Origin of the sequence: Microvirga lenta (assembly GCF_020532555.1) — a bacterium.
Classification (GTDB): Bacteria; Pseudomonadota; Alphaproteobacteria; order Rhizobiales; family Beijerinckiaceae; genus Microvirga; species Microvirga lenta.
On sequence record NZ_JAJBBR010000010.1, the window covers coordinates 120,888 to 144,082 of the forward strand.

The 23,195-nt window shown below is 65.6% G+C and carries 23 protein-coding genes; 8 read left to right on the top strand and 15 right to left on the bottom strand.

The annotated features are described in order from the left end of the window. Window positions 1–3: 3 nt before the first annotated feature. Window positions 4–876 (bottom strand): DUF6680 family protein, encoded by an 873-nt coding sequence (locus LGR44_RS16550; protein WP_226741813.1) that lies wholly within the window; start codon window positions 874–876, stop codon window positions 4–6. Window positions 877–1,155: 279 nt separating this feature from the next. On the opposite strand from LGR44_RS16550, the gene LGR44_RS16555 reads away from it, so the two are divergent. Next, on the top strand, window positions 1,156–1,386 hold the full coding sequence (locus tag LGR44_RS16555; protein WP_226741814.1) for a hypothetical protein: 231 nt from the start codon (window positions 1,156–1,158) through the stop codon (window positions 1,384–1,386). 26 nt (window positions 1,387–1,412) lie between these two features. Here the strand turns inward: LGR44_RS16555 and LGR44_RS16560 are convergent, their stop codons facing one another. The 7 genes from LGR44_RS16560 to parE form a co-directional block, all read right to left on the bottom strand. Then, window positions 1,413–1,844 carry a hypothetical protein gene (locus LGR44_RS16560; RefSeq protein WP_226741815.1) on the bottom strand — a complete coding sequence of 144 codons (432 nt, stop codon included), beginning with the start codon at window positions 1,842–1,844 and terminating at the stop codon, window positions 1,413–1,415. 2 nt (window positions 1,845–1,846) lie between these two features. Then, a complete protein-coding gene (locus LGR44_RS16565; protein ID WP_226741816.1) occupies window positions 1,847–2,788 on the bottom strand; it encodes an STM4504/CBY_0614 family protein in 942 nt (313 codons plus the stop codon). 112 nt (window positions 2,789–2,900) lie between these two features. Further along, window positions 2,901–3,068 (bottom strand): 50S ribosomal protein L33, encoded by a 168-nt coding sequence (gene rpmG / locus LGR44_RS16570; RefSeq protein WP_091138407.1) that lies wholly within the window; start codon window positions 3,066–3,068, stop codon window positions 2,901–2,903. 165 nt (window positions 3,069–3,233) lie between these two features. Further along, window positions 3,234–3,980 carry an NUDIX hydrolase gene (locus LGR44_RS16575; RefSeq protein WP_404809941.1) on the bottom strand — a complete coding sequence of 249 codons (747 nt, stop codon included), beginning with the start codon at window positions 3,978–3,980 and terminating at the stop codon, window positions 3,234–3,236. Further along, window positions 3,925–4,425 carry a DUF983 domain-containing protein gene (locus LGR44_RS16580; RefSeq protein WP_226741817.1) on the bottom strand — a complete coding sequence of 167 codons (501 nt, stop codon included), beginning with the start codon at window positions 4,423–4,425 and terminating at the stop codon, window positions 3,925–3,927. Before LGR44_RS16580 ends, LGR44_RS16575 begins: the two co-directional genes overlap by 56 nt. Before the next feature lie 9 nt (window positions 4,426–4,434). Beyond that, entirely contained in the window at window positions 4,435–6,750 is a 2,316-nt protein-coding gene (gene rnr / locus LGR44_RS16585; protein WP_226741818.1) for a ribonuclease R, read from the bottom strand. Between the two features lie 270 nt (window positions 6,751–7,020). After that, entirely contained in the window at window positions 7,021–9,096 is a 2,076-nt protein-coding gene (gene parE / locus LGR44_RS16590; RefSeq protein ID WP_226741819.1) for a DNA topoisomerase IV subunit B, read from the bottom strand. Between the two features lie 244 nt (window positions 9,097–9,340). Between parE and LGR44_RS16595 the strand changes: the two genes are divergently transcribed. Then, the gene (locus LGR44_RS16595) at window positions 9,341–9,535 is read left to right on the top strand and encodes a hypothetical protein (RefSeq protein WP_226741820.1); all 195 of its coding nucleotides are present in this window, start codon (window positions 9,341–9,343) and stop codon (window positions 9,533–9,535) included. Here LGR44_RS16595 and LGR44_RS16600 read toward each other — a convergent pair. The 3 genes from LGR44_RS16600 to LGR44_RS16610 all read right to left on the bottom strand — a co-directional run bounded on the left by LGR44_RS16600 (window position 9,532) and on the right by LGR44_RS16610 (window position 14,515). After that, on the bottom strand, window positions 9,532–10,026 hold the full coding sequence (locus LGR44_RS16600) for an MgtC/SapB family protein (protein WP_226741821.1): 495 nt from the start codon (window positions 10,024–10,026) through the stop codon (window positions 9,532–9,534). The genes LGR44_RS16595 and LGR44_RS16600 overlap by 4 nt on opposite strands. A gap of 5 nt (window positions 10,027–10,031) precedes the next feature. Next, complete coding sequence (gene topA, locus LGR44_RS16605) at window positions 10,032–12,734, bottom strand: type I DNA topoisomerase (RefSeq protein WP_226741822.1); 2,703 nt, start codon at window positions 12,732–12,734, stop codon at window positions 10,032–10,034. Between the two features lie 137 nt (window positions 12,735–12,871). Beyond that, a complete protein-coding gene (locus tag LGR44_RS16610; protein WP_404809938.1) occupies window positions 12,872–14,515 on the bottom strand; it encodes an isovaleryl-CoA dehydrogenase in 1,644 nt (547 codons plus the stop codon). A gap of 112 nt (window positions 14,516–14,627) precedes the next feature. Here LGR44_RS16610 and LGR44_RS16615 point away from each other — a divergent pair, with 112 nt between their 5' ends. From LGR44_RS16615 to dprA, 5 genes are read left to right on the top strand one after another with little or no spacing between them, the layout of a single operon-like run. Next, window positions 14,628–15,572, top strand: a complete 945-nt coding sequence (locus tag LGR44_RS16615; RefSeq protein WP_226741824.1) for an aspartate carbamoyltransferase catalytic subunit — start codon at window positions 14,628–14,630, stop codon at window positions 15,570–15,572. 8 nt (window positions 15,573–15,580) lie between these two features. Further along, complete coding sequence (locus LGR44_RS16620; protein ID WP_226741825.1) at window positions 15,581–15,946, top strand: DUF4406 domain-containing protein; 366 nt, start codon at window positions 15,581–15,583, stop codon at window positions 15,944–15,946. Beyond that, window positions 15,946–17,259: a dihydroorotase gene (locus tag LGR44_RS16625; RefSeq protein ID WP_226741826.1), complete on the top strand. Its 1,314-nt coding sequence runs from the start codon at window positions 15,946–15,948 to the stop codon at window positions 17,257–17,259. Before LGR44_RS16620 ends, LGR44_RS16625 begins: the two co-directional genes overlap by 1 nt. Continuing rightward, window positions 17,252–17,851 carry a glycerol-3-phosphate 1-O-acyltransferase PlsY gene (gene plsY, locus LGR44_RS16630; RefSeq protein ID WP_226741827.1) on the top strand — a complete coding sequence of 200 codons (600 nt, stop codon included), beginning with the start codon at window positions 17,252–17,254 and terminating at the stop codon, window positions 17,849–17,851. The genes LGR44_RS16625 and plsY overlap by 8 nt, the downstream gene beginning before the upstream one ends. Further along, window positions 17,848–19,050: a DNA-processing protein DprA gene (dprA, locus tag LGR44_RS16635; RefSeq protein ID WP_226741828.1), complete on the top strand. Its 1,203-nt coding sequence runs from the start codon at window positions 17,848–17,850 to the stop codon at window positions 19,048–19,050. Before plsY ends, dprA begins: the two co-directional genes overlap by 4 nt. Window positions 19,051–19,053: 3 nt before the next feature. Here the strand turns inward: dprA and LGR44_RS16640 are convergent, their stop codons facing one another. Together LGR44_RS16640 and LGR44_RS16645 are read right to left on the bottom strand one after the other, a co-directional pair. Next, the gene (locus LGR44_RS16640) at window positions 19,054–19,299 is read right to left on the bottom strand and encodes a hypothetical protein (RefSeq protein ID WP_226741829.1); all 246 of its coding nucleotides are present in this window, start codon (window positions 19,297–19,299) and stop codon (window positions 19,054–19,056) included. 105 nt (window positions 19,300–19,404) lie between these two features. Further along, entirely contained in the window at window positions 19,405–20,334 is a 930-nt protein-coding gene (locus tag LGR44_RS16645) for an AEC family transporter (protein WP_226741830.1), read from the bottom strand. 176 nt (window positions 20,335–20,510) lie between these two features. Here LGR44_RS16645 and arfB point away from each other — a divergent pair, with 176 nt between their 5' ends. Then, the gene (gene arfB / locus LGR44_RS16650) at window positions 20,511–20,933 is read left to right on the top strand and encodes an alternative ribosome rescue aminoacyl-tRNA hydrolase ArfB (protein ID WP_226741831.1); all 423 of its coding nucleotides are present in this window, start codon (window positions 20,511–20,513) and stop codon (window positions 20,931–20,933) included. 10 nt (window positions 20,934–20,943) lie between these two features. Here the strand turns inward: arfB and LGR44_RS16655 are convergent, their stop codons facing one another. Both LGR44_RS16655 and epmA read right to left on the bottom strand, forming a co-directional pair. Beyond that, complete coding sequence (locus LGR44_RS16655) at window positions 20,944–21,996, bottom strand: lysine-2,3-aminomutase-like protein (RefSeq protein WP_226741832.1); 1,053 nt, start codon at window positions 21,994–21,996, stop codon at window positions 20,944–20,946. Continuing rightward, a complete protein-coding gene (gene epmA, locus LGR44_RS16660; protein ID WP_226741867.1) occupies window positions 21,993–23,045 on the bottom strand; it encodes an EF-P lysine aminoacylase EpmA in 1,053 nt (350 codons plus the stop codon). The genes LGR44_RS16655 and epmA overlap by 4 nt, the downstream gene beginning before the upstream one ends. Window positions 23,046–23,195 lie beyond the last annotated feature (150 nt).

Below are 23,195 nucleotides of genomic sequence, written 5' to 3' on the forward strand. Positions count from 1 at the left end.
CTCCTATAGATCCTTGATTTTTTCAAATCTGATATTCAAAGGCTGATCACCGATTGTGAGTGTGTGCTCCTGGCCGGACGCAAAACTTAATGGGAGCTCAATGTTGAGTGGTAGAGAAGTCGACTCCTCGGCTTTGAATCCGGTCGCGAGTTCGCCTCCTGCCGGCACATACATGGTCGCTGAAATGACCAATCGATCACCAATGACATGATAGGTGCCTTCATACCGTACACCCGCCGCATCGCCCCCTCCCAGAACGCCGTTCCCGAGATATATACTGCCAAAGCCGCTGGATCCCTGAGGTGCCGAGTACTGCATGAGGTATAGGGCTGGATTCGGTCCGGATGACTGAGCTTTAGGAAGATTTTGTGGGGCTCCTGTCTCCCGTGAGGCGCGCATCGCAGCGGCTCTTGTCGCTCTGTCGTGCCGTGCAATGGCTTGCTCCTCGTCAAGCCAGTTAGGCGCGTAAATTCTCTCAACATCAAACTGATCGATGTTGTAACCCAATACGCGAGCCATCTCCGTCTGCAGTTCTAGAAGCTTCTGGTTTCGGAGCTCTAGGCCGATCAGGTTCTCGAAAAATGCTGGCTTCGTGATCATTGAATGATACTCGCGCCAAAGGTAACGCACTCGTTGATGATCGTGGAACGCCACATCAATGAGGTTGAGAGCCCGGACTGTCTCCTTTGACTCGACCATATGGCGATTTTCCATGAGTGCCGAGAAGATCGATTGGCGCGTCTGCCGTTTCTGATCATTGAGCTGGCTCCGTCTGGTTAGCCACCAGGCCACGAATGGCGACAGCAATGCGACGATGACCGCTATGAAGGCGATGAGATCTGACAGTCTAAATGGACTGAAAGGGCCACTCTCCACGGAAACCACTCCTGTTCCGACAGCAGATCTTATTCCCCGGCTTAGTCACGAACTTGACAAGAGGGGTTACCGATTTTTCCTGTGGTTTATTCCTGCGAGGCCAAAGCCGCTAAACCGCGCACGGATCAGGGTTTGCTTACCAGAACTGGGGAGTAAATTCCCCTACGATTAAAGTAAAATCCCCACATTCACCATTGATATTCTTCGTACATCCGGACTATTCACCTATAAGAGCATAACCAATCAAAGGTAATTTTCTGAAGCATGGGGCTTACGACGATGAAAATCGACGCAAATGGGGCGGGTGATCTCGCAAACGACCCTAACCCGCTGCACGAAATTTATGTGGATCCTGACTTTGCATTCGTGGTCCAGCAGACCGTTCATGTGCGGCGCGGTGGTCGGTACGAACCCGGGCCGGATCAGCTCATCGTCTATGACCAGTCAGGTGCCATCGATAGGGTTGTCGGCTTGGGCGTGGGTGGTGCTCGGTGGCTCTTTGGTGACTAGGCGTAGCTAAGGAGCCATGGCGGAACTTACGAGAAAAGGCCATGAACCAAGTCGACGAGACGGCGTGTCCCCTCGTCGACGCCTTTCTCTGCAAGCTTGGTCGCGCTCTTCATCCCAACCTGCTTCGCGGCATCAACCAACTGATTACCGAGGCCTCGCTCGTCACCCTTTGCCCTGAGAACTGCCGGAAGTGAATTTAAGGCTCTGTAGCCCTTTTCTGTGAGTTCAACGCCAAAGTAGGCAGTCTCGCCATCGAGATTGTCCGCCACTTGTTGACACCGGATGTAGCTCTCCTTGCGGAGCCAATCCATGGTGCTTTCCCAATGCTCAGTCTTTTCGGGCTTGTCTTCTAAGAGCGCGAAATCGGACGGATCGAGATCAAGCTTCCTCGGCCTAGCCTCGTAGAGCTTCGCAAAGATCAGGCCGATGAATAAGTCAAAATCGTTCACCTCTGACATGTTCAGGAAGCTTCAGAGGCGCGGAACGCTTCGTAGAGGAACCGGATTTTCGAGGCGGCGAGGTGGAGCGCGTAAGCCACGACGTACTCAGGAACTTCGATCGGCTCAGCCCCTTGACCATGACCCCCAGTGTTGTTTCGGAGGGCGGGAAGACCCGATGAAATGGTGTTGATAAGTTGCTGGAATGAGCCACTCACATAGCCTGGGATCAGTTCGTTGTTTCTTAATACATTCAGCAGGTCGCCGGCTGTAGCACCTTTCGAGTAGGTCCAGCCTTTCGCCTCGCAGATAGCTTTCATCGTGCTCTCAAGAGCATTGTTGGCATCTACGGCGCAGTCCTTAAACTCGCCATTCTTAAAGTGATCGTGAGCTGACCGAAATTCTTCATTCGCGCCCGCAAATCGCTTATCTTGTAGCAGAGCGAGAGCTGGTTTTGTTAATTCCCTGTGTAGATACTCGTTATCAACTCGTACGAGAGCGCCACTTTCGTACTGATAGCCAAAACCAGAGCGCCGGAACCGCTCGTTGAGCTCTTTAACAGCTTCTGAAGCCGAAATTTCTATGTTTCGATTGGAGCGATCCTCCGCATCAAACTTAGACAGCAGCCGCTCAATTGCTCTGAAACAGAGTTCTACGACGTCAAGCCAGACGAGAAGATCCTCTTCAGCCTTGAGTGCCCTCTCAACTACATCTGCGTCCTGTGGCAAGAAGGTCTTCGCCAAGGTCTCGCGACCGTGCTCATGCGCAACGGCGCGATGCACCGCTTTGTAAATATCCTCGGCACTGTATGACTCGTATCTGGTGACATAGGACCGGCCGATGGCCGCCTTAACGATGTTCCAAACCTGAATGCGAAGCTTTTCCGGGATGCTGTCGTACTGGAAGATATCTTCCGCGCCAGATACCGCTTTCAGTCGCGAAGAGTACATGTCAACGAGTGGCATTGAGACAATCCAGGCGCAGTTGGACGTTACCCTTGTGTTACCCAACATGGAAAAACCGCCCCATCTCTGAGGCGGTTTTTCCAATACAAACAATCACTTAGACCGCTTAGTGCTACTTGATCTTGGCTTCCTTGAACTCGACGTGCTTCTTGGCGACCGGGTCGTACTTCTTGAACGACATCTTGTCGGTCATCGTGCGGGAGTTCTTCTTCGTCACGTAGAAATAGCCCGTGTCGGCGGTGGAGACGAGCTTCACTTTGATGGTTGCGGCTTTGGCCATGGTCGGACCTCTTGGTTCGGCGCTCGGCGTGGCCGAAACGCAAAGGCCGGGCGAACCCGGCCGAGAAAATCGTGGCTTCCCATGCCCGATTTAGGCCGCTCCGTCAAGACTTTCCCTCGGCGAGAAAGGCCGGACGGAGAGGATGGGCGGCCAAAAGCCCGGGTTTTACAGCAATTCCCGCACGAAACGGCCGCGCTTCTGGTAGAAGAAGGGCACCGGCAGTTCATGGCCGAATCCGGCGGCGATCCGCGATTCCAGCTCCGAGAGGAGCACGGCGGTGATCGGCGGCAGGTCCAGGGCCCGCGCCTTCTCGATGGTGACCCAGGTCAGCTCCACGAGTTCCGAATCGGGGCCGACGGCGCCTTCGATCTCTTCCGCGATGGCGGTCCGGTCCACGGCGAAGAAGCGGGTGTCGAACCGCTTCACGCGCTTGGGCGGCGTGATGGCGCGGCCGATGAAGTGCAGGGCCTCGAGATCCGGGAAGATCCCCCGCTCCTTGAAGGTGGCCCAGGGCGTGCCTTCCGGCACCCTGTCAGGGCTGCCGTAATCCTTGGTGCCGAGAAGCAGGCCGGTCTCTTCGAAGGTCTCGCGGATGGCGGCCAGCGCCAGGGCGCGGCTGCGCTGGGCGGAGGGGCGGGTCACCCGCGCCATGAGGGCGTGCTCGGCCCGCGGGTGAAGGGCGCCCGCGACCGCCATGGAACGGTCGCCCGCCTCGATCCGTCCTCCGGGGAAGACGAACTTGCCGGGCATGAACTTGTGTCCCGCATGGCGCTTGCCCATGAGCACCTTGGGGGCGCGTCCCTTGCGGTCGATGATGATGAGGGTGGCGGCGTCGGCAGGGCGGAGCGCCGGGGCCTTAGGATCGCGCGTCGCGGACGCGAAGCGTTCCATCTGTTCCAGCTGCGCCTGCATCTCCGTCACGTGTCCGCTCCCCGTCCTGTTCTCCGCTCCCGGCGCGGGCCGCGCCGAAGCCATGCATACCTAGCGCGTATTGCAGGCCCACGACAGCGCCTTTCACCGGCTGGAGAAGCGCAAGGCACAGGACGAGCGTGAGGGCGGGCCAGAGCGCGAGATGGAGCCACATGGGAACCTCCATCCTGGTCTCGGTCATGAGGATGCCGTAGCCGATCAGGTGACCCACCACGAACATGACGATGTAGGGCGGGAAGTCGTCCGCCCGGTGGTGGTGAAACTCGGTCCCGCAGGCATCGCACTGGTCCGCCACCTTGAGGAAGCGGCCGAAGAGGCGGCCCCGGTTGCAGGCCGGGCAGCGGCCCATGAAGCCGCGCCTCATGGCGGTGAAGACCGGAACCGCAGCCGGATCGCGTGGCGTCGCGGTTTCGATGGAATAGGGCATCGTCGTTCCTTATCGGGCGCGGCTCGACCGCTTCACCTTCACGCGGGTCGCCGTGCGCCGGCTGTCCTTGGCGGCCTTCGGGCCGCCGCGCATGCGCTTGGCCCCCTTCTTGGCTCCGGAGGGCCTGCCGCTGTAGCGCCCCTTGGAGAGCAGCTCGAAGCGGAGCGCGCCGGCGACGGGAGCCGCCTCGACCAGCTTGACCTCGACCTTGTCGCCGAGGCGGTAGGTCTCTCCCGTGCGCTCGCCGCGCATGGAGTGGGTCCGCTCGTCGAAGGCGTAGTAGTCCTCGCCGATGGTGGCCGCCGGCACGAACCCGTCCGCGCCCGTATCCTCGAGCTTGATGAAGAGCCCGGCCTTGGTGACGCCGGAGATCTGCCCGTTGAATGTGGCCCCGATCCGGTCGGCCAGGAAGTGCGCGATGAGGCGGTCGATTGTCTCACGCTCCGCCGCCATAGCGCGCCGCTCGGCCGCCGAGATGCGGGCGCTGACTTCGATCAGCTCCGCCCGGGTCGTGTCGGGCCTCAGCCCGTCCTTGCCGAGCTTGAGCGCACTGATGAGGGCGCGATGCACGATAAGGTCGGCATAGCGGCGGATGGGCGAGGTGAAATGGGCGTAGCGCCTGAGGTTCAGGCCGAAATGGCCGTAGTTTTCCGCCGAGTACTCCGCCTGCGACTGGGAGCGCAGAACCACCTCGTTGATGAAGAGCTGGTGCTCCGAACCTTCGACGCTGCGCAGGATGCGGTTGAACAGCTCGGGCTTCAGGGCGCCTTGCGTCGGAAGCTTGAGCCCGATGGAGGCCAGCACCTCGCTCAAGGACCGCATCTTCTCCAGGGACGGCTCGTCATGGACCCGGTAGATCAGGTCGCTGTCGGCCTTCTCCAGGGTTTCCGCCGCGGCCACGTTGGCGAGGATCATGAACTCCTCGATGAGCTTGTGCGCCTCCAGCCGCTCGGGCACGAAGACCCGGTCCACGGTGCCGTCGGGCTTGAGCACGATCTTGCGCTCGGGCAGGTCGAGGAACAGCGGCTCGCGGATGTCGCGCGCCTTCTTCACGGCCTCGTAGGCCGCCCAAAGGGGCTTGAGAATGGAATCGAGGATCGGGCCGGAGGTCTCGTCCGGGCGGCCGTCGATGGCGGCCTGCGCCTGCTGGTAGGAGAGCTTGGCGGCCGAGCGCATCATCACCCGGTGGAAGCTGTGGCTCTTCTTGCGTCCGTCGGGGCCGATCACCATCCGCACCGCCAGGGCAGGGCGGTCCTCCTGGGGGCGCAGGGAACAGAGATCGTTGGAGATCCGCTCCGGCAGCATCGGCACGACCCGGTCGGGGAAGTAGACCGAGTTGCCCCGTTCCTGCGCCTCGCGGTCGAGGGCCGAGCCCGGCCGCACATAGGCCGCCACGTCGGCGATCGCCACCGTGACCACGAATCCGCCTTCGTTCCCGGTGTCCGGATCCGGCACCGCATGGACCGCGTCATCGTGGTCCTTGGCGTCGGCGGGGTCGATGGTGATGAGCGGAAGCTTCCGCCAGTCCTCGCGGCCGTCAAGCGTCGCGTGCTGGGCCTTCTCGGCCTCTTCCAGGACATCCTTGGGAAACACGTTCGGGATGTTGTGGGCATAGATCGCGATGAGGCTGATCGCCTTCTCGGACTTCACGGAGCCGAGGCGCTCCTGCACCTTGGCATGGGGCAGACCGTAGCGCCCGTGCTTGACGATGCTGGTCGCCACCAGGTCGCCGTCCTGCGCCCCGCCCTCGTCGCCCGGGTTGATCTGGAGTTCCTGCTCGCGGGCCTTCTTGTCCACCGGCACGAGCCGTCCGCCCCCCTCGGGCAGGGCCCGGAAGATGCCGAGCACCTGGGCCTGCTTCTTGGCGATGATCTTGGTGACGCGGCCCGCATAGCGATGGATGTCGCCCTCCTTCAGAGGGTCGACGCGCAGGAGCGCCCGGTCGCCGACACCGGCGACAGGCATGCCCGGGCGCGGTTTGCGGGGAGGGGTGATGATGATCGTCGGGATATCCCCGTGCTCCTCGGCATCCCACTCGGTCGGCACCGCGATGAGCTCGCCGTCCCGGTCCCGCTTGGTGATGTCGGCCAGGACCACCGGAGGGAGCTGCCCCGCCCTGTGGACTACCTTCCGGCGGCGGTCGACGACGCCCTCGATCTCCAGGTCCTTCAGCATCTGCTTGAGCCAGATCCGGTCGCCGCCCTTGATGTTGAAGGCCTTGGCGATGTCGCGCTTGGCCAGCTTGCCGGTCGCGCTGGAAATGAAGGCGACGAGATCCTCCCGCGAGGGGAGCGTGGAGACGGAGTCTTTGGTGCGTTTCGCCAAGGGTCAAACTCGATCAGATTGTGATGTCTTGTCGCATGGGGGCAGGGCCGCCGCTAGGGGGACTGCCCCGAAGACGACGCATGAGCCGGGGCAATGGATCCATTCGGGCCCGCTTTCAGGCTCGAGACAAAAAAAAGACCCCGAAATCGGAGTCTTTTAAGGGACCGGCCCGTGGGGGCAGAATGAGCCGGTGATGCCTGTTAACGAGGAACTTCAAAGAAGGTTCCGGCGATTTCGAAATTTTTTCGAAAAAATTTCTCGGGCACCCCGTCAGATGTCCAGGTCCGCCTCGTCGGCGAAGGCGGCGCGTTCCTGGATGAAGGTGAAGCGGGCTTCGGGCTTGTTGCCCATCAGGCGCTCCACCGTGTCGCCGGTCTCGGGCCGCTCGTCGCTTTCCACCACCACCTTCAGAAGCAGGCGCTTCCTCGGATCCATGGTGGTTTCCTTCAACTGGGCCGGCAGCATCTCGCCCAGGCCCTTGAAGCGGCCGATCTCGACCTTGCCGTTGCCCTTGAAGACCGTCTTCATCAGGCGGTCCCGGTCGGCATCGTCGCGCGCATAGGCCGATTTCGTGCCCTGGGTCAGCCGGTATAGAGGCGGAACGGCGAGGTAGAGGTGCCCGGCATCGATGAGCCGGGGCATCTGCCGATAGAAGAAGGTGATCAGCAGGGATGCGATATGGGCGCCGTCCACGTCAGCATCGGTCATGATGATGACCTTGTCGTAGCGCAGGTCCGCATCCCGGTACTGGGAGCCCATGCCGCAGCCGAGCGCCTGGACGAGGTCCGAGAGCTGCTGGTTCTGGTGCAGCTTGTCCCGCCCCGCCGAGGCCACGTTCAGGATCTTGCCGCGTAGGGGGAGGACCGCCTGGGTGGCGCGGTCGCGGGCCTGCTTGGCGGAACCGCCGGCCGAGTCGCCCTCGACGATGAACAGCTCGGAGCCGGCCATGCCCGCATTGGTGCAGTCCGCCAGCTTGCCCGGCAGGCGCAGCTTGCGGGTCGCGGTCTTGCGGGCGACCTCCTTCTCCTGGCGGCGGCGCAGGCGCTCCTCGGCCCGGTCGATCACCCAGTCGAGCAGCTTGTTGGCCTGCTGCGGCGAGGCGGCGAGCCAGTGGTCGAAGGTGTCGCGGATCGCGGCCTCGACGATGCGCCCGGCCTCCAGCGTCGCCAGCTTGTCCTTGGTCTGGCCCTGGAATTCCGGCTCGCGGATGAAGACCGACAGCATGGACGCGCAGGTCGCCATCACGTCGTCGGTGGTCACTGCCGCCATGCGCTTCTGCTGGTTCACGCGCTCGGCATGGTCGCGCAATCCGCGCAGGAGGGCGATGCGCAGGCCGTTCTCGTGCGTGCCGCCCTCAGGGGTCGGAATCGTGTTGCAGTAGGAGGAGGAGAACCCGTCCTCGTTCGCCATCCAGGCGACCGCCCATTCCAGGGAGCCGTGGCCGCCGGGCTTGGCGATCTTTCCGGAGAAGACCTGATCCGTGACCAGTTCCTTGCCCTCGATGTCCCGGGCCAGATAGTCCTTCAGGCCGTTCGGGAACTTGAAGGTGGCTTCCGCAGGAACGTTCTCGACGCCTTCCAGGAGAGAGGGGGCGCATTTCCAGCGGATCTCGACGCCGCCGAACAGATAGGCCTTCGAGCGCGCCATCTTGAACAGGCGGCGCGGCTGGAAATGGGCGTCCTTGCCGAAGATCTGGTGGTCGGGCTTGAAGCGGACCTTGGTGCCGCGCCGGTTGAGAACCCGGCCCACGGTTTCCAGCTTCGTCTGGGGGACGCCGCGGGCGAAGACCTGGCGGTAGAGGGTCTGGCCGCGCGCCACCTCGACCTCGAGGGTTTCGGACAGGGCGTTGACCACCGACACGCCGACGCCGTGCAGGCCGCCGGAGGTCTCGTAGACCTTCGAATCGAACTTACCGCCCGCGTGGAGCGTAGTCATGATGACTTCGAGCGCCGACTTCTTCGGGAATTTCGGGTGCGGATCGACCGGGATGCCGCGGCCGTTGTCCATGACCGAAAGCCAGCCGTCCTCCTCCAGCTCCACCTCGATGAAGGTCGCGTGACCCGCCACCGCCTCGTCCATGGAGTTGTCGATCACCTCGGCGAAGAGGTGGTGGAGGGCCTTCTCGTCCGTGCCGCCGATATACATGCCCGGACGGCGCCGGACAGGCTCCAGCCCCTCCAGCACCTCGATGGCCGAAGCGTCGTAGCCGCTTTCGCCGGGCGTGCCCTGCGGCGGCGGCGGCGCGGTGCGGGACACTTTCGCGGCGGCGTTCCTGGCCGAGGCCGGCACCGCCCGCTTCGCGGACGCAGCCCCGCTGCCCCCAAAGAGATCGTCGTTATCGGTCATTGGGACCTTGGTTCGTGATGATTCGGTTTTCTTTACACCATATCTCATTCATAAATTCATACGTGAACAAAACGGAAACATAAAGGCTCTCGTTGGCCCGCAAGCCATAAAAGGTGGGGATGGGAAAAAGGGTCGCAACGGCTCAGCTTGCCCCTAAAGAATGTCTTACGTTCGTCACGAGGAACTGTTTAGTTAGTGTTCACGTTGGGAGGTTAGGCTAACCCGAGCTTAACGGAGAGCGATGGTGACGACGCGGACGACCCTGGGAACGGCACAGCAGCTTCACCTGAACCGCGCCGCGCGTACGGCCGGGGAAGCCTTCGCCTTCGAGGAACCCGAGACCCTCCGGGCCGCCCCGGCGGGCCGAAGCTACGGGACGAACCTCCTGTGGCTGGCCATGGCGCTGATCGCCGTTCTGGCCCTCTGGCTCAGCTTCTAGTCCTCGGCACTTTCATGCCGCCCGCCGAAGAGGCTGTTGAGCCACCTTTCCGCGGGCTTTCCGAACACCAGGAGCGTGAGCGCCAGCCCGTTGCCGACGATGGTGATGAACCACGCTCCCACGCCGGCCGTCACCCCTAGGGCCGCCGCCATCCAGACCGTCGAGGCCGTGGTCAGGCCCTGAACGTCGGAGCCGTCCTGCCGGCGGATGATCACGCCCGCGCCGAGAAAGCCGATTCCGGTCAGGATGCCCTGGATGACGCGGCTGACCGCGTCCTCCTCGAAATGAACGTGCCCGTAGGACGAGCCTGCCATGACGGCGAGAGCCGAGCTGAGCGAAACCAACCCCAGCGTCCGCATGCCGATGGGCTTGCCGTAGAGGTCCCGGTTCAGGCCGATGGCCATGCCAGAGACCATCGCCACGAAGAGGCGGAGCAGCATCTCGAAAGACTCTCTGTGCTCCGCATGGAACGCGAAAAACCACTCGGTCATCGCATTCAGCCGGATTGAGCAGCCTTCGAGGCGGCCTTCTTGGTCGCGGTCTTCTTGGCAGGGGCTTTCTTGGCGGCCGGCTTCTTGGCAGCCGTCTTGGCGGCGGCTTTCGCCGGAGCCTTCTTGGCAGCAGCCTTCTTGGCCGGAGCCTTGCGGCCGCGAGCGGACTTCTTGCCTCCGCCCATGGCGCGGCGGGCGTTGAGAAGGCCGACCGCCTCGTCGAGGGTCACCGCTTCCGCCGAGGTGGTCTTCGGCAGGGTCGCGTTGGTCTCGCCGTCCGTGACGTAGGGCCCGAAGCGGCCTGCCTTCACCACGATGGGCTTGCCCGATTCCGGATCCTCGCCGAGCGGACGGCCCGGATCGGCCGCGCCGCGGCGGAAACCGCCGGCGCCGCTTTCCTTGGCGACGATCAGGTCGATGGCCCGGTTGCCGCCGATCTCCAGCACGTCGTCGTCCTTGCCGAGATTGGCATAGGTCTTGCCGTGCTGAACGTAGGGTCCGTAGCGGCCGATGCTGACGAGGATCGGCTCTCCCGTCTCGGGGTGCGTCGCGACCTGGCGCGGGAGCGACAGGAGCTTGAGCGCCTTTTCCAGATCGACCAGGGCAGGGGACATGCCTTTCGGCAGGGAGGAGCGCTTGGGCTTCTCGCCCTCGCCGAGCTGCACGAAGGGTCCGAACCGGCCGTCCCGGAGCGTGACCTGCTGGCCAGTCTCGGGATCGTCTCCGAGCACCTTCACGCCCGGCGTGCCGCCGTTCTCCGAGGAGCCTTCGCCGTCGCCGTCGACGCCCGAGGCGGCGAGCTGGCGGGTGTACTTGCATTCCGGATAGTTCGAGCAGCCGATGAAGGCGCCGAACTTGCCGAGCTTGAGCGAGAGCTGGCCCGTGCCGCAGGTGGGGCAGGTGCGCGGGTTCGAGCCGTCGCCCCTGTCGGGGAAGATGTGCGGGCCGAGCAGCTCGTTGAGCGCGTCGAGCACCTCGGTGGTGCGCAGTTCCTTGGTCTCGCCGATGGCGGCCGAGAAATCGCGCCAGAAGTCGCGCAGCACCTGCTTCCAGTCGATCTCGTGGTTGGAGATCCGGTCCAGCTGCTCTTCGAGGTCGGCCGTGAAGTCGTATTCCACGTAGCGGCGGAAGAAGCTCTCCAGGAACGCGATGACGATCCGGCCCTTGTCCTCGGGCACGAGGCGCTTCTTCTCGATGCGCACGTATTCGCGGTCGCGCAGGGTCTGGAGCACGGCGGCGTAGGTCGAGGGGCGGCCGATGCCGAGCTCTTCCATGCGCTTGACGAGGCTCGCCTCCGAGTAACGCGGCGGCGGCTCGGTGAAGTGCTGGTTGGCGGCGATGCGGCGGCGCTCCAGCGGGTCGCCCGCCTTCATCGGCGGCAGGCGGCCTTCGTCCTCGTCCGGATCGTCGTCCTTGCTCTCGTTGTAGAGGGTCAGGAAGCCGTCGAACTTCACCACCTGGCCGGTGGCGCGCAGGTCGAGCTTGCGGGGACCGACCGCCGCCGAGATGTCGGCGGTGGTGCGCTCCAGCTGCGCCGATTCCATCTGGCTGGCGACGGTGCGGATCCAGATCAGCTCGTAGAGACGGGCCTGTTCCGGCTCCAGATACTTCGCCACGTGTTTCGGCAGGCGGCTCATGTCCGTCGGGCGGATGGCCTCGTGGGCCTCCTGGGCGTTCTTGGCCTTGGTGGTGTATTTTCGCGGCACGTCCGGCACGTAGCGGTCGCCGTATTCCTTGCCGATGACCCGGCGGGCGGCCTGCACCGCCTCGGACGCCATGTCGACGCCGTCGGTACGCATGTAGGTGATGAGGCCCACGGTCTCGCCGCCGATATCGATGCCCTCGTAGAGCCGCTGCGCGATGCGCATGGTCTGCGCCGGAGCAAGGCCCAGCTTGCGCGAGGCCTCCTGCTGCAGGGTCGAGGTGGTGAAGGGCGGGTAGGGATGGCGCTTGGCGGGCTTGGCCTCGACGTTCGAGACCGTGAAGGTCGCAAGCTCCAAGTCCTTCTTGAAGGCTTCCGCCTCCGCGCCCGTGCCGATGTCCAGCCGGGTGATCTTCTTGCCGTCCGCACCCACGAGGCGGGCGTCGAACACGCCGCCGTCCCTGGTGGCGAGGGTGGCGATCAGCGACCAGTATTCCTGGGTCTTGAAGGTCTCGATCTCGAGTTCGCGGTCGCAGACGAGGCGAAGCGCCACCGACTGCACGCGTCCGGCCGAGCGGGCTCCCGGAAGCTTGCGCCACAGCACCGGCGAAAGGGTGAAGCCGACGAGATAGTCGAGCGCGCGGCGGGCCATGTAGGCATCGACCAGCGCCTGGTCGATCTCGCGGGGCTGGCGCAGCGCCGTCTGCACCGCGTCCTTGGTGATCGCATTGAAGGTCACGCGCTCGATGGGCATGTCCTTCAGGGCGCGCTTCTCGCGCAGCGCCTCGACCACGTGCCAGGAAATCGCCTCGCCCTCGCGGTCCGGGTCGGTGGCGAGGATCAGCTTCTCGGCACCCTTGAGCGCCCTCGCGATCTCGGCCACGCGCTTCGAGCCCCGGTCCTCCAGGGTCCAGATCATGCGGAAGTCGGCATCCGGGTCGACCGAGCCATCCTTGGCGGGCAGGTCGCGGATATGCCCGAAGGATGCCAGGACCTCGTAGTCCTTGCCCAGGTATTTGTTGATCGTCTTGGCCTTGGCAGGCGACTCGACGACAAGGACTTTCATGGACGACTTCCTACGGTGACGGGGAGCGGACGCCCGGTGTCGTGACGAAACAGCGGCCGTCGGAGACCGGCAGCCGTGGGGCGGGATAAGTGATCAATGATTGCGGACAAGTCAAATGCGACCTTTCCGCTGTCTGTCTATATGGGCATAAAAACCCGGTCCAACAAGGGTTTCACTGCCCTGCCCAGGTCGTTCGCCCCGATCATCCGGGCCGGCGAGGCAAGCCGCGTCAGCGCATAGGCTTCCGTGATTTCCGCAGGGGCGGAGCGCGCCAGGGCAGCCGTCGCCGCCAGGGTGAAGAGCCGGTCGGCCACGAGGCGGGCCTTCGCCTCCGCGTCCGGGGACTGGAGCGCCAGCACGATGTCGCGGGCGGCGTCCGAGGCGCCGGGCAGGCTCTGAACCTCGGCCATGAGGCTCTCCAGAACCGAGGCCGCGACCTCCGGCTCGCGGTTCTCGGCCCGCAGGAGGTCGAGCGCGATCACGTTGCCGGACCCCTCCCAGATCGCGTTGACCGGCGCCTCCCGGTACAGGCGGGGCAGGGGGCTCTCCTCCACATAGCCGTTGCCGCCGAGCGCCTCCATGGCCTCGTAGAGGAGGTTCGGGGCCGCCTTGCAGATGCCGAACTTGGCCGCAGGCGTCACAAGGCGGCTGAAGGCGGCCTCGCTCTCGTCGCTGCTGGCGCGGTCGAAGCTGGCCGCCAGCCTCATGCCGAGCGCCGTCATGGCCTCGCTTTCGAGGGCGAGGTCGGCCAGGACCATCCGCATGGCCGGTTGGTCGATCAGCTTCTTCTGGAAGACCGTGCGGTGGGTCGCGTGGTGATGGGCGAGGCTCAGGCCCATGCGCACGAGCCCGGCCGAGGCCACCGCACAGTCGAGCCGGGTCAGCTGGACCATGTTGATGATCGTGCGCACCCCGCGCCCTTCCTCGCCGATGCGCCACGCGAAGGCTTTCTCGAACTCCGCCTCGGAGGAGGCGTTCGAGCGGTTGCCGAGCTTGTCCTTGAGCCGCTGGAGGCGAAGGGTGTTGAGCGACCCGTCCGGCCGGAACCGCGGGACGAGGAAGCAGGTCAACCCGCCCGGCGCCTGGGCCAGAACCAGGAAGGCATCGCACATCGGGGCCGACATGAACCACTTGTGCCCGGTCAGCGCGTATTCGTCCCCGCCTGCGGCCTCGGCCGTGGTGGTGTTGGCGCGAACGTCGGTGCCGCCCTGCTTCTCGGTCATGCCCATGCCGAGGGTGACGGCACTCTTCTCCCAGAACGGGACGAAGCGCGGATCGTAGTCCCGCGCCCGGATCCTCGGCAGCCATTCGGCCAGGCGGTTCGGCGCCGCCGCGAGCGCCGCCACCGAGGCATTCGTCATGGTGATGGGGCAGACATGGCCGCTTTCGACCCCCGCCACCGCGTAGATCCGCGCTGCCCGCTCCGCCTGCCCCCGCGGCGCCAGGTGGCCCTGATCGGCGCCGTCCCAGGACGAGGCATGGAGCCCGTCCGCCATGCTGGCGCGCATGAGGGCGTGGTAGGCCGGGTGGAACTCGACCGCATCGATCCGGTGGCCTCGCGGATCGTGGGTGCGCAGCTTCGGCGGGTTCTCGTTGGCGAGACGTCCGAGATCGAGACGCTCCGCGCTGCCCCAGGCCTGGCCGAAAAGCCCGAGCGTTTCCTGCGGCCTGTCCACTCCGTTGGCCATGAGGGCATCGAGGAGGGGCCGGTCCGCCGTGACGAGGTTCACGTCCCCGAAGGGCGGTGTCTGGTTGAAGACCTGGTGGGTGTCGAAGGACAAGGCGGCCGATCCCGGAAAGCACACTCGCATTTATTGTAGGGTGACGAACGTTTCTGGCGAAGAGACGCGGCTTGCCGCCCTTGTCCGGACCGCCTATAGCCATCGCTTTAAGATGAGCACTCCCCGATCCGCTTTCCCCCACCGCCACCTGCTCGGAATCGAGGGGTTGTCCCCTTTGGATATCCAGGCGCTGCTCGACCTCGCCGATGAGCAGGTCGAGGTCAGCCGGCAGGTCGAGAAGAAGAAGTCGACCCTTCGGGGCCGGACCCAGATCAACCTCTTCTTCGAACCCTCCACCCGCACGCAATCCTCGTTCGAGATCGCCGGCAAGCGCCTCGGCGCCGACGTGATGAACATGTCGGTGGCGTCCTCCTCGGTGAAGAAGGGCGAGACCCTGATCGACACCGCGGCGACGCTGAACGCCATGCGGCCCGATCTCATCATCGTCCGCCACCATGCGGCGGGCGCGGTGCATCTTCTGGCCCAGAAGGTCGATTGTTCTGTGGTGAATGCCGGAGACGGGGCCCACGAGCACCCGACCCAGGCCCTGCTCGACGCGCTCACCATCCGCCGCAACAAGGGCCGCATCGAAGGGCTGACGGTCGCGATCTGCGGCGACATCCTCCATTCGCGGGTGGCGCGCTCCAACATGATCCTGCTCGCCGCCATGGGCGCGCGGGTGCGGCTCGTGGCGCCCTCGACCCTGATTCCGCCCGGCATCCAGCGCCTCGGCTTCGAGACCTTCACGGACATGCGCAAGGGGCTAGAGGATGCGGATATCGTCATGATGCTGCGCCTGCAGCGCGAGCGCATGAACGGCTCCTTCGTGCCTTCCGTGAAGGAGTATTTCCGCTTCTACGGCCTCGACCAGGAAAAGCTTGGCTTTGCCAAGCCGGACGCCCTCGTGATGCATCCCGGCCCGATGAACCGCGGCGTCGAGATCTCCTCCGAGGTGGCGGACGGAGCGCAGTCGCTCATCCGCGAGCAGGTCGAGATGGGCGTCGCCGTGCGCATGGCCGTGCTCGAGGCTCTCGCGAGCCATCTGCCGAACAGGTGAGAATCCCTATGACCCCCCTCATGATCCTCGTCGCCGGACCCTATCGCTCGGGCACGGGCGACGATCCGGTGAAGATCCAGGCCAATGTGGACGCCATGATGGACATGGCCCTGCGCCTGTTCCGGGCCGGCCATCTGCCGGTCCTGGGCGAATGGTACGCGCTGCCGCTCATCGAATTCGCGGGCTCCGAGCGGATCGGCGACGCGGTGTTCGACGAGATCTTCCATCCCATTGCGCGCCGCCTCGTCGCCAAGTGCGACGCCTGCCTGCGGATCGGCGGACCCTCGGCCGGCGCCGACGAGATGGTCGCCCTCGCCAAGGAGAACGGGAAACTCGTTTTCCATCGCTACGAAGACATTCCAGGTTGCGCGTGATGATTGCTGACCGTCCCTTGCTGTTGAAGAACGCCCGTCTCGTCGATCCCGCCAGCGGGCGCGAGGAGCGGGGCGGCGTCCTGATCCAGGGCGGCACCATTCAGGATGTCGGCCCGCACGTGGCGGTCGTAACCGATGCGGACGTGCTCGATTGCGGTGGGCAGGTTCTCAGCCCCGGGCTCATCGACATGCGCGCCTTCATCGGCGAACCGGGGGCCGCGCATCGGGAAACCCTGAAGAGCGCCGGCGAGGCCGCCGCCGCCGGGGGCGTGACCACCATCGTGTCCATGCCCGACACGAACCCGGTCCTGGACGACCCGGCAATCATCGATTTCGTCATGCGCCGGGCACGGGACAACTGCATCGTCGATGTCCGCCCCGCCGCCGCGCTGACCAAGGGACTCAAGGGCGAGGAGATGGCCGAGATCGGCCTGCTGCGCGAGGCCGGCGCCATCGCCTTCACGGACGGGGCGCGCTCCGTCACCAACGCCCAGGTGATGCGCCGCGCGCTCACCTATGCCCGCGATTTCGATGCGCTGATCCTCCATCACGTGGAGGATCCGGACCTCGTCGGCCAGGGGGTGATGAACGAGGGCGAGTTCGCCGCGCGCCTCGGCCTGCCGGGCATTCCGCGCGAGGCCGAGACCGTGATGCTGGAGCGGGACATCCGCCTCGTGCGCCTCACGGGCGGGCGCTACCACGCCGCCATGATCTCCTGCGCCGATTCGGCCGAGATCGTCCGGGACGCGAAGGCGAGGGGGCTTCCCGTCACCAGCGGGGTCTCGATCAACAACCTCGCCCTCAACGAGAACGACATCGGCGACTACCGGACCTTCCTCAAGCTCTCGCCGCCCCTGCGGCACGAGGACGACCGGCAGGCGATGATCGAGGCGCTGAACGACGGCACCCTCGACGTGATCGTCTCGGACCACAATCCACAGGATGTGGAGACCAAGCGGCTGCCTTTCGCGGAGGCCGAGAACGGCGCCGTCGGCCTCGAAACGCTCCTGTCCGCCGCCCTGCGGCTGGTCCATGCGGGTCAGGTTTCCCTGCCCAAGGTCCTGCGGGCGATGTCCACGCGGCCGGCTGAAATCCTTGGTTTGCCGGGCGGACGGCTCCAGCGCGGCGCCCCGGCCGACCTCATCCTGTTCGATCCCGACGCGCCCTACGTCCTCGACAAGCGCGATCTCCGGTCCCTGTCGAAAAACACCCCGTTCGACGAAGCCCGTCTGGAAGGACAGGTGACGGTGACGATGGTTGGAGGCAGGATCGTGTTCGATCGCCGCAACGGTTCAAGAGAAGCGAATGTCTGACGATTCCAACCTGCTCCTGCTGGGCGCCCTGGTTTTCGGCTACCTCCTGGGCTCGATCCCCTTCGGCGTGATCTTCACCCGGATGGCGGGGCTCGGGGACATCCGCAAGGTCGGATCGGGCAATATCGGGGCCACCAACGTGCTCCGGACCGGCCGCAAGGGCCTGGCCGCGGCGACCCTGCTCGGCGACGCCCTCAAGGGCACGGCCGCGGTCCTCATCGCCGGCATGTGGGGGGCTGAAGCGGCCACCGCCGCCGCGCTCGGCGCCTTCCTCGGCCATCTCTACCCGGTCTGGCTCGGGTTCAGGGGCGGCAAGGGCGTCGCGACCTTCATCGGCATCCTGATCGGCCTCAGCCCGCTGACGGCGCTCGTCTTCGCGGCGATCTGGCTCGGCATGGCCTTCGCGTTCCGCTACTCGTCCCTGTCCGCGCTGGTGGCGAGCCTTGCCTCGCCCATCGTGCTCCTGTTGCTCGACCAGCCGAGAATGGCGGGCGTGGCCGGCATTCTCGCGATCCTCCTGTGGTGGAAACACAGCGAGAACATCCAGCGCCTCCTCGCCGGGACGGAGGGCAAGATCGGACAGAAGGGATGAGTGGCGCCCGCCTCACGGACGAGCAGCGGCTCGACTGGCTCCGTCTGATCCGGTCGGAGAACGTCGGTCCGCGGACCTTTCGTGCGCTCATCAACCGTTACGGCGGCGCCTCGGCCGCCATCGAGGCGCTGCCGGATCTCGCCCGCAAAGGCGGCCGTCTTCTGCTGAAGGTCGCGAGCCGGGCGGAGGCGGAAAAGGAAATGGCCGCGGCCGCGCGGATGGGCGTGCGCTTCGTCGCCATGGGCGAGCCGGAATACCCGAAGACCCTGCAGGCCATCGACACGGCCCCGCCGCTCATCGCCGTCCGCGGCTCGACGGACGTGCTGGCGAGGCCGACCGTCGCCATCGTCGGCTCGCGCAACGCCTCCGCCTCGGGGCTGACTTTCACGGAGCGCCTGTCGCGACAGCTGGGCGAAGCCGGGTACGTGGTCGTATCGGGTCTCGCCCGCGGCATCGACACCCGCGCGCACAAGGCCACCCTCGATACCGGCACGGTGGCGGTTCTCGCGGGCGGGCACGACCGGATCTATCCGGCCGAGAACGAGGCCCTGCTGCTCTCCATCGTGGAGCGCGGCGGTGCCGTCATCTCCGAGATGCCCTTCGGGTGGGAGCCGAGAGGAAGGGATTTCCCGAGGCGCAACAGAATCGTGTCGGGCCTGTCCTACGGCGTGGTGGTGGTGGAGGCGGCGCGCCGCTCCGGCTCGCTGATCACCGCCCGATTCGCCCTGGAGCAGGGGCGGGAGGTCTTCGCCGTGCCGGGCTCGCCCCTCGATCCCAGGGCCGAGGGCACCAACGATCTCATCCGCGAAGGCGCGACCCTCTGCGCCGGAATCGAGCACGTCACGAGCGTGCTGGAGCCGCTGATCGCCAAGGGAGCCGTGCCGGAAGCGGGCGTCGAGGAGCCCCAGCACGTGCCCGGCATCGAGGAATTGTGGGACGAGCTCGACCTGCCGGAGATCGCCCGGCCTCCGGTCGGGCTGGTCCTGCCCGACACAGGTTTTTCGGAAGGCGAGAACGCGGACGGCGCCGGATTCGATCTGGTCGGTCTGCTGGGACCTTCGCCGGTCGCCATCGACGATCTCGTGCGCCAGTCGGGCCTGCCGATCCGGGTGGTGCAGACGGCGCTGCTCGAACTGGAGATTGCAGGCAGGCTGGAACGCCACGGCGGCAGCGCCGTCTCCCTGCTCTCGGCGCGCTGAGCCTCAGCCTTTCTCGTGCTGGGCCTTGACCGTGCGGATCGCCTCCAGGCGGGCCATGTCGAGGAGATAGGAGAGAAGGCCGAGATCGGCCCGCTGCGCCAGATAGGACAGCTCCGCCGTGAATTCCGCGATGTACCTGGCCGTTTCTCCCGCGGACGCACCTGTCTCGGGCGAAGGTCCCATCTTGCTTTCGAGGGACTTCTCCGGGGACGCATCGGACTTGTTGGGGTGCTTTACGGCCTTGGACATCGGGAAGGAACGGCTGTCTCGACGGTTTCGGTCCGTCTAGATAGCAGCTCAACTATAAATAAAACAATAGCCAATATCTTACTTTTGGTTGCAGAACAGAGTTTCCTAGGCGCCCAGGGTGGAAATCAGCAGCGGCATCGACACCAGGGCAATCAGGGTCTGCAGGGTCAGGATCTCGGCCATGAGAGGCGCGTTACCGCCCATCTGGCGGGCCAGCACATAGGCCGCGCTGGCCGTGGGCACCGAGGCGGCGATGATGGTCACGACGATGTCGTTTCCGGCGACGCCCACATGGCGCGCCAGGGTCACCGCAACCACAGGCATCAGGAAGAGCTTGAGGCCCGAGGCGATGAAGTGCGGCAGGCCGGGCCGGCTCAGCCGCCGGATGTCGAGGCCCGCTCCCACGATGAGCAGGCCCGCCGCAAGGGCCGCCCGCCCCATGATCTCGATATAGCCGACGATGGGCTGGGGCAGGGGCGGGACGAGGAGGTTGAGCGTCAGGCCGACGGCGCAGGACCAGATGAAGGGGTTGGTGACGAAGGAGTGCAGGATCTTCCAGGGGCTCTGCCGGGGCTGGCCCGCGTAGCGGATGAAGACGTAGAAGGCGAGCAGGTTGAGCAGCGGCACCATGGCGGCGATGGCGACCGCGATCAGGGCGATGCCCCGCTGCCCGAACAGGCTTCCGGCCACCGACAGGCCCACGAAGGTGTTCCACCGGGTCGCGCCCTGGAAGATAGAGGTGAAGGTCGGCCCGTCGATCCCGAAGCGGCGCTCCAGGACCGGACGGAGCACCAAAACGATGGTGGCCATGATCAGGATGGCGCCGATCAGGGCCCCGCCCACGCCCGCGACCGGCACCGAGCCGAGATCGGCCCGGGACAGGGTGTCGATGATCAGAGCGGGAAAGAAGATCACGTAGGTGGCGCGCTCGATTCCGGCCCAGTGCTTCTCGTCCACGAAGCCGGTGGCCCGGCAGAGCCAGCCGGTGGCGATGATGAGAAAGGTGGGGACGAGGCTCGCGAAGACAGCGGACATGCAGGAGGCCGGATCAGGAGGGCGGAACGCGCCGGCTCTCGAACCCGCGCCGTTCCTATGGTCAAAGGCGCTTAGACCCTATCGGGAGGGTCGACAAGCCGTGGCTAAGCTCTCATTGGACATGCCGGGCGCGATGCCCCAGTTTTCTTCGTCTCCCGTGTTTCGCCAGAGGCTCCATGATCCAGGTCACCAATTCCATCGCCATCGACGAGGCGGAACTGCAGGAGAGCTTCATCCGCGCCTCGGGGCCGGGCGGGCAGAACGTGCACAAGGTGTCGAGCGCGGTCCAGCTGCGTTTCGACGTGCGCCAATCGCCCTCCCTGCCGGATGACGTGAAGGCGCGTCTGGAGCGTCTGGCCGGTCAACGGCTGACGAACGAAGGGGTGCTCGTCATCACGGCCCAGCGCTTCCGCACCCAGGAGCGCAACCGGGAGGATGCGGTGGCCCGCCTCGTCGAGCTGATCCGGCAGGCGACCGAACGGCCGAAGCCCCGCCGCCCCACGCGCCCGACCCTGGCCTCGAAGAAGCGCCGACTGGAGGAGAAGGGCCGGCGCGCCGACATCAAGAAGGGCCGCAGCGCCAAACCGGGATTCGATTGATCCTGCGCTCCTACGCCTCAGGCGGGTAGCTGTGCTCGCCGCCCCGGAAATCCGAGACCGTATAGCAGCCGTCGCCGGTGGGCCGGATCGTGCTCGCGCCGATCACCGCCTTTCCATGCCCGCCCGGGATGTCGAGGATGTAGGCCGGCTGGCACAGGCCGGAGACCCGGCCGCGCAGGCCCGCGACCAGCTTCTGGCCCTCCTCGATGGAAAGGCGGAAATGGCTGGTGCCTGGGGCAAGGTCGGGATGGTGGAGGTAGTAGGGCTTGATCCGCGTCTCGACGAAGGCGCGCATGAGGGCGGCCAGGATGTCCGGATCGTCGTTCACGCCCCTGAGCAGGACCGACTGGCTGATCATCGCGATGCCGGCATCCACCAGACGGGCGCAGGCCGCGCGGGCCTCGGGCGTCAGCTCGCGGGGATGGTTGGCATGGAGCGCCACATAGGTCGTCTTGCCGCTCGCCTTCAGGGCCGCGATCAGCGCCTCGTCGATCCGCTCCGGCTCGACGACGGGAACCCGGGTGTGGAAGCGCACGATCTTCACGTGATCGATGGCGGCGAGCCGCTCCATGATCTCGGCGAGGCGTCGCGGAGACAGCACCAGCGGGTCGCCGCCGGTCAGGATCACCTCCCAGACTTCCGGGCGTGACGCGATATAGGCGAAGGCCCTGTCCATGGCGTCCGGCGAGAGGGTCCCGAGCCCCTGGGGACCGACCATCTCGCGGCGGAAACAGAACCGGCAATAGACCGGGCAGACATGGACGGCCTTGAGCAGCACCCGGTCGGGATAGCGATGGACGATGCCCTCGACGGGGCTGTGGGCGAGGTCCCCGATGGGGTCCTCCCGCTCCTCCGGCAGGATGTGAAGCTCGGCGCCGTCCGGCACGAACTGGCGGGCGATGGGATCGGCGGGGTCGTCCCGGTCGATCAGCGCCGCCATGGCCGGGCTGATCGCGACGGCGTAGCGCTCCGCCACTTTCTCGATCTCGTCGAGGCGCTCGGGCGGCAGGAGACCGGCCTCGATCAGGTCCCCGGCGGTGCGGAGGGGGCGGCTCGCGTTCACGGATGCGTCTCCGGCACGGGTGCCCAGATCACCTGCTCGATGCGGGAGGCGCCTGTCGCCAGCATGACGAGGCGGTCGAAGCCGAGCGCGATGCCGCTCGCCTCCGGCATATGGGCGAGCGCGGTCAGGAAATCCTCGTCCAGGGGGTAGGTTTCGCCGTAGACTCGCATCTTCTCCGCCATCTCTCCCTCGAACCGGCGCCGCTGCTCGGCCGCGTCGGTCAGCTCGCCGAAGGCATTGGCGAGTTCCACGCCGCAGGCATAGAGCTCGAAGCGCTCGGCCACCCGCGGGTCCCGCGCCGTGGGGCGGGCGAGGGCCGCCTCGGCGACCGGGTATTCGTCCAGGATCGTGGCGCGGCCATGGCCCAGATTGGGTTCGATCCGCTCCACGATGACGCGGCTGAACAGGTCCGACCAGGTGTCGTCCCCGGCGATCCGCAGACCGGCCTCCCGCAGGCTCGCCGCCAGCCGGTCCCGGTCCGTGGCGCCGCTCCGGTCGATGGAGGCGAGGAGGTCGATGCCGGCGAAGCGGTCGAAGGCTTCCGCCACGCTCAGGCGCTCGGGCTCCCGGAAGGGATCGACCTCGCCGCCGCGGAACGCGAGGCGGCGGGTTCCGGCGGTCTCGGCGGCAAGGGCCAGGATCTCCGCGCAGTCGCGCATGAGGGCCTCGTAGTTCTCGCCCGCGCGGTACCATTCCAGCATGGTGAATTCCGGATGGTGCAACGGCCCGCGTTCCCGGTTGCGGTAGACATGGGCGAAGCAGGCGATCCGGGTCTCGCCCGCCGCCAGGAGCTTCTTGCAGGCGAATTCCGGCGAGGTGTGGAGATAGAGCGGCGCCCGGGATCCGTCCGGCCCGACGGCGGCGGTCTCGAAGGCGTGGAGATGGGCCTCGTTGCCGGGCGAGACCTGGAGCGTGGCCGTATCGACCTCCACGAAGTCCCGGTTCGCGAAATAGCCGCGCAGGGCTGCCTGGATCCGGTTGCGGCCCAGGAGGAACGGGCGCCGGTCGGCATGGACATGGGGCGTCCACCAGGGGGAGGGAGTGGAGATGGCGGCTTTCCGGTCCACGGCTTCCGTTCAAGCTTTCGTGAGGTCAGGCTGGCGATTTGCGCCAAGATGGTTTAGTTGCGGCACCGAAAACGCTTTTCGCGTCGACGGGGGCAGGGCTGGCCCGACCCTTACGACGTGTCCACCTCTGTC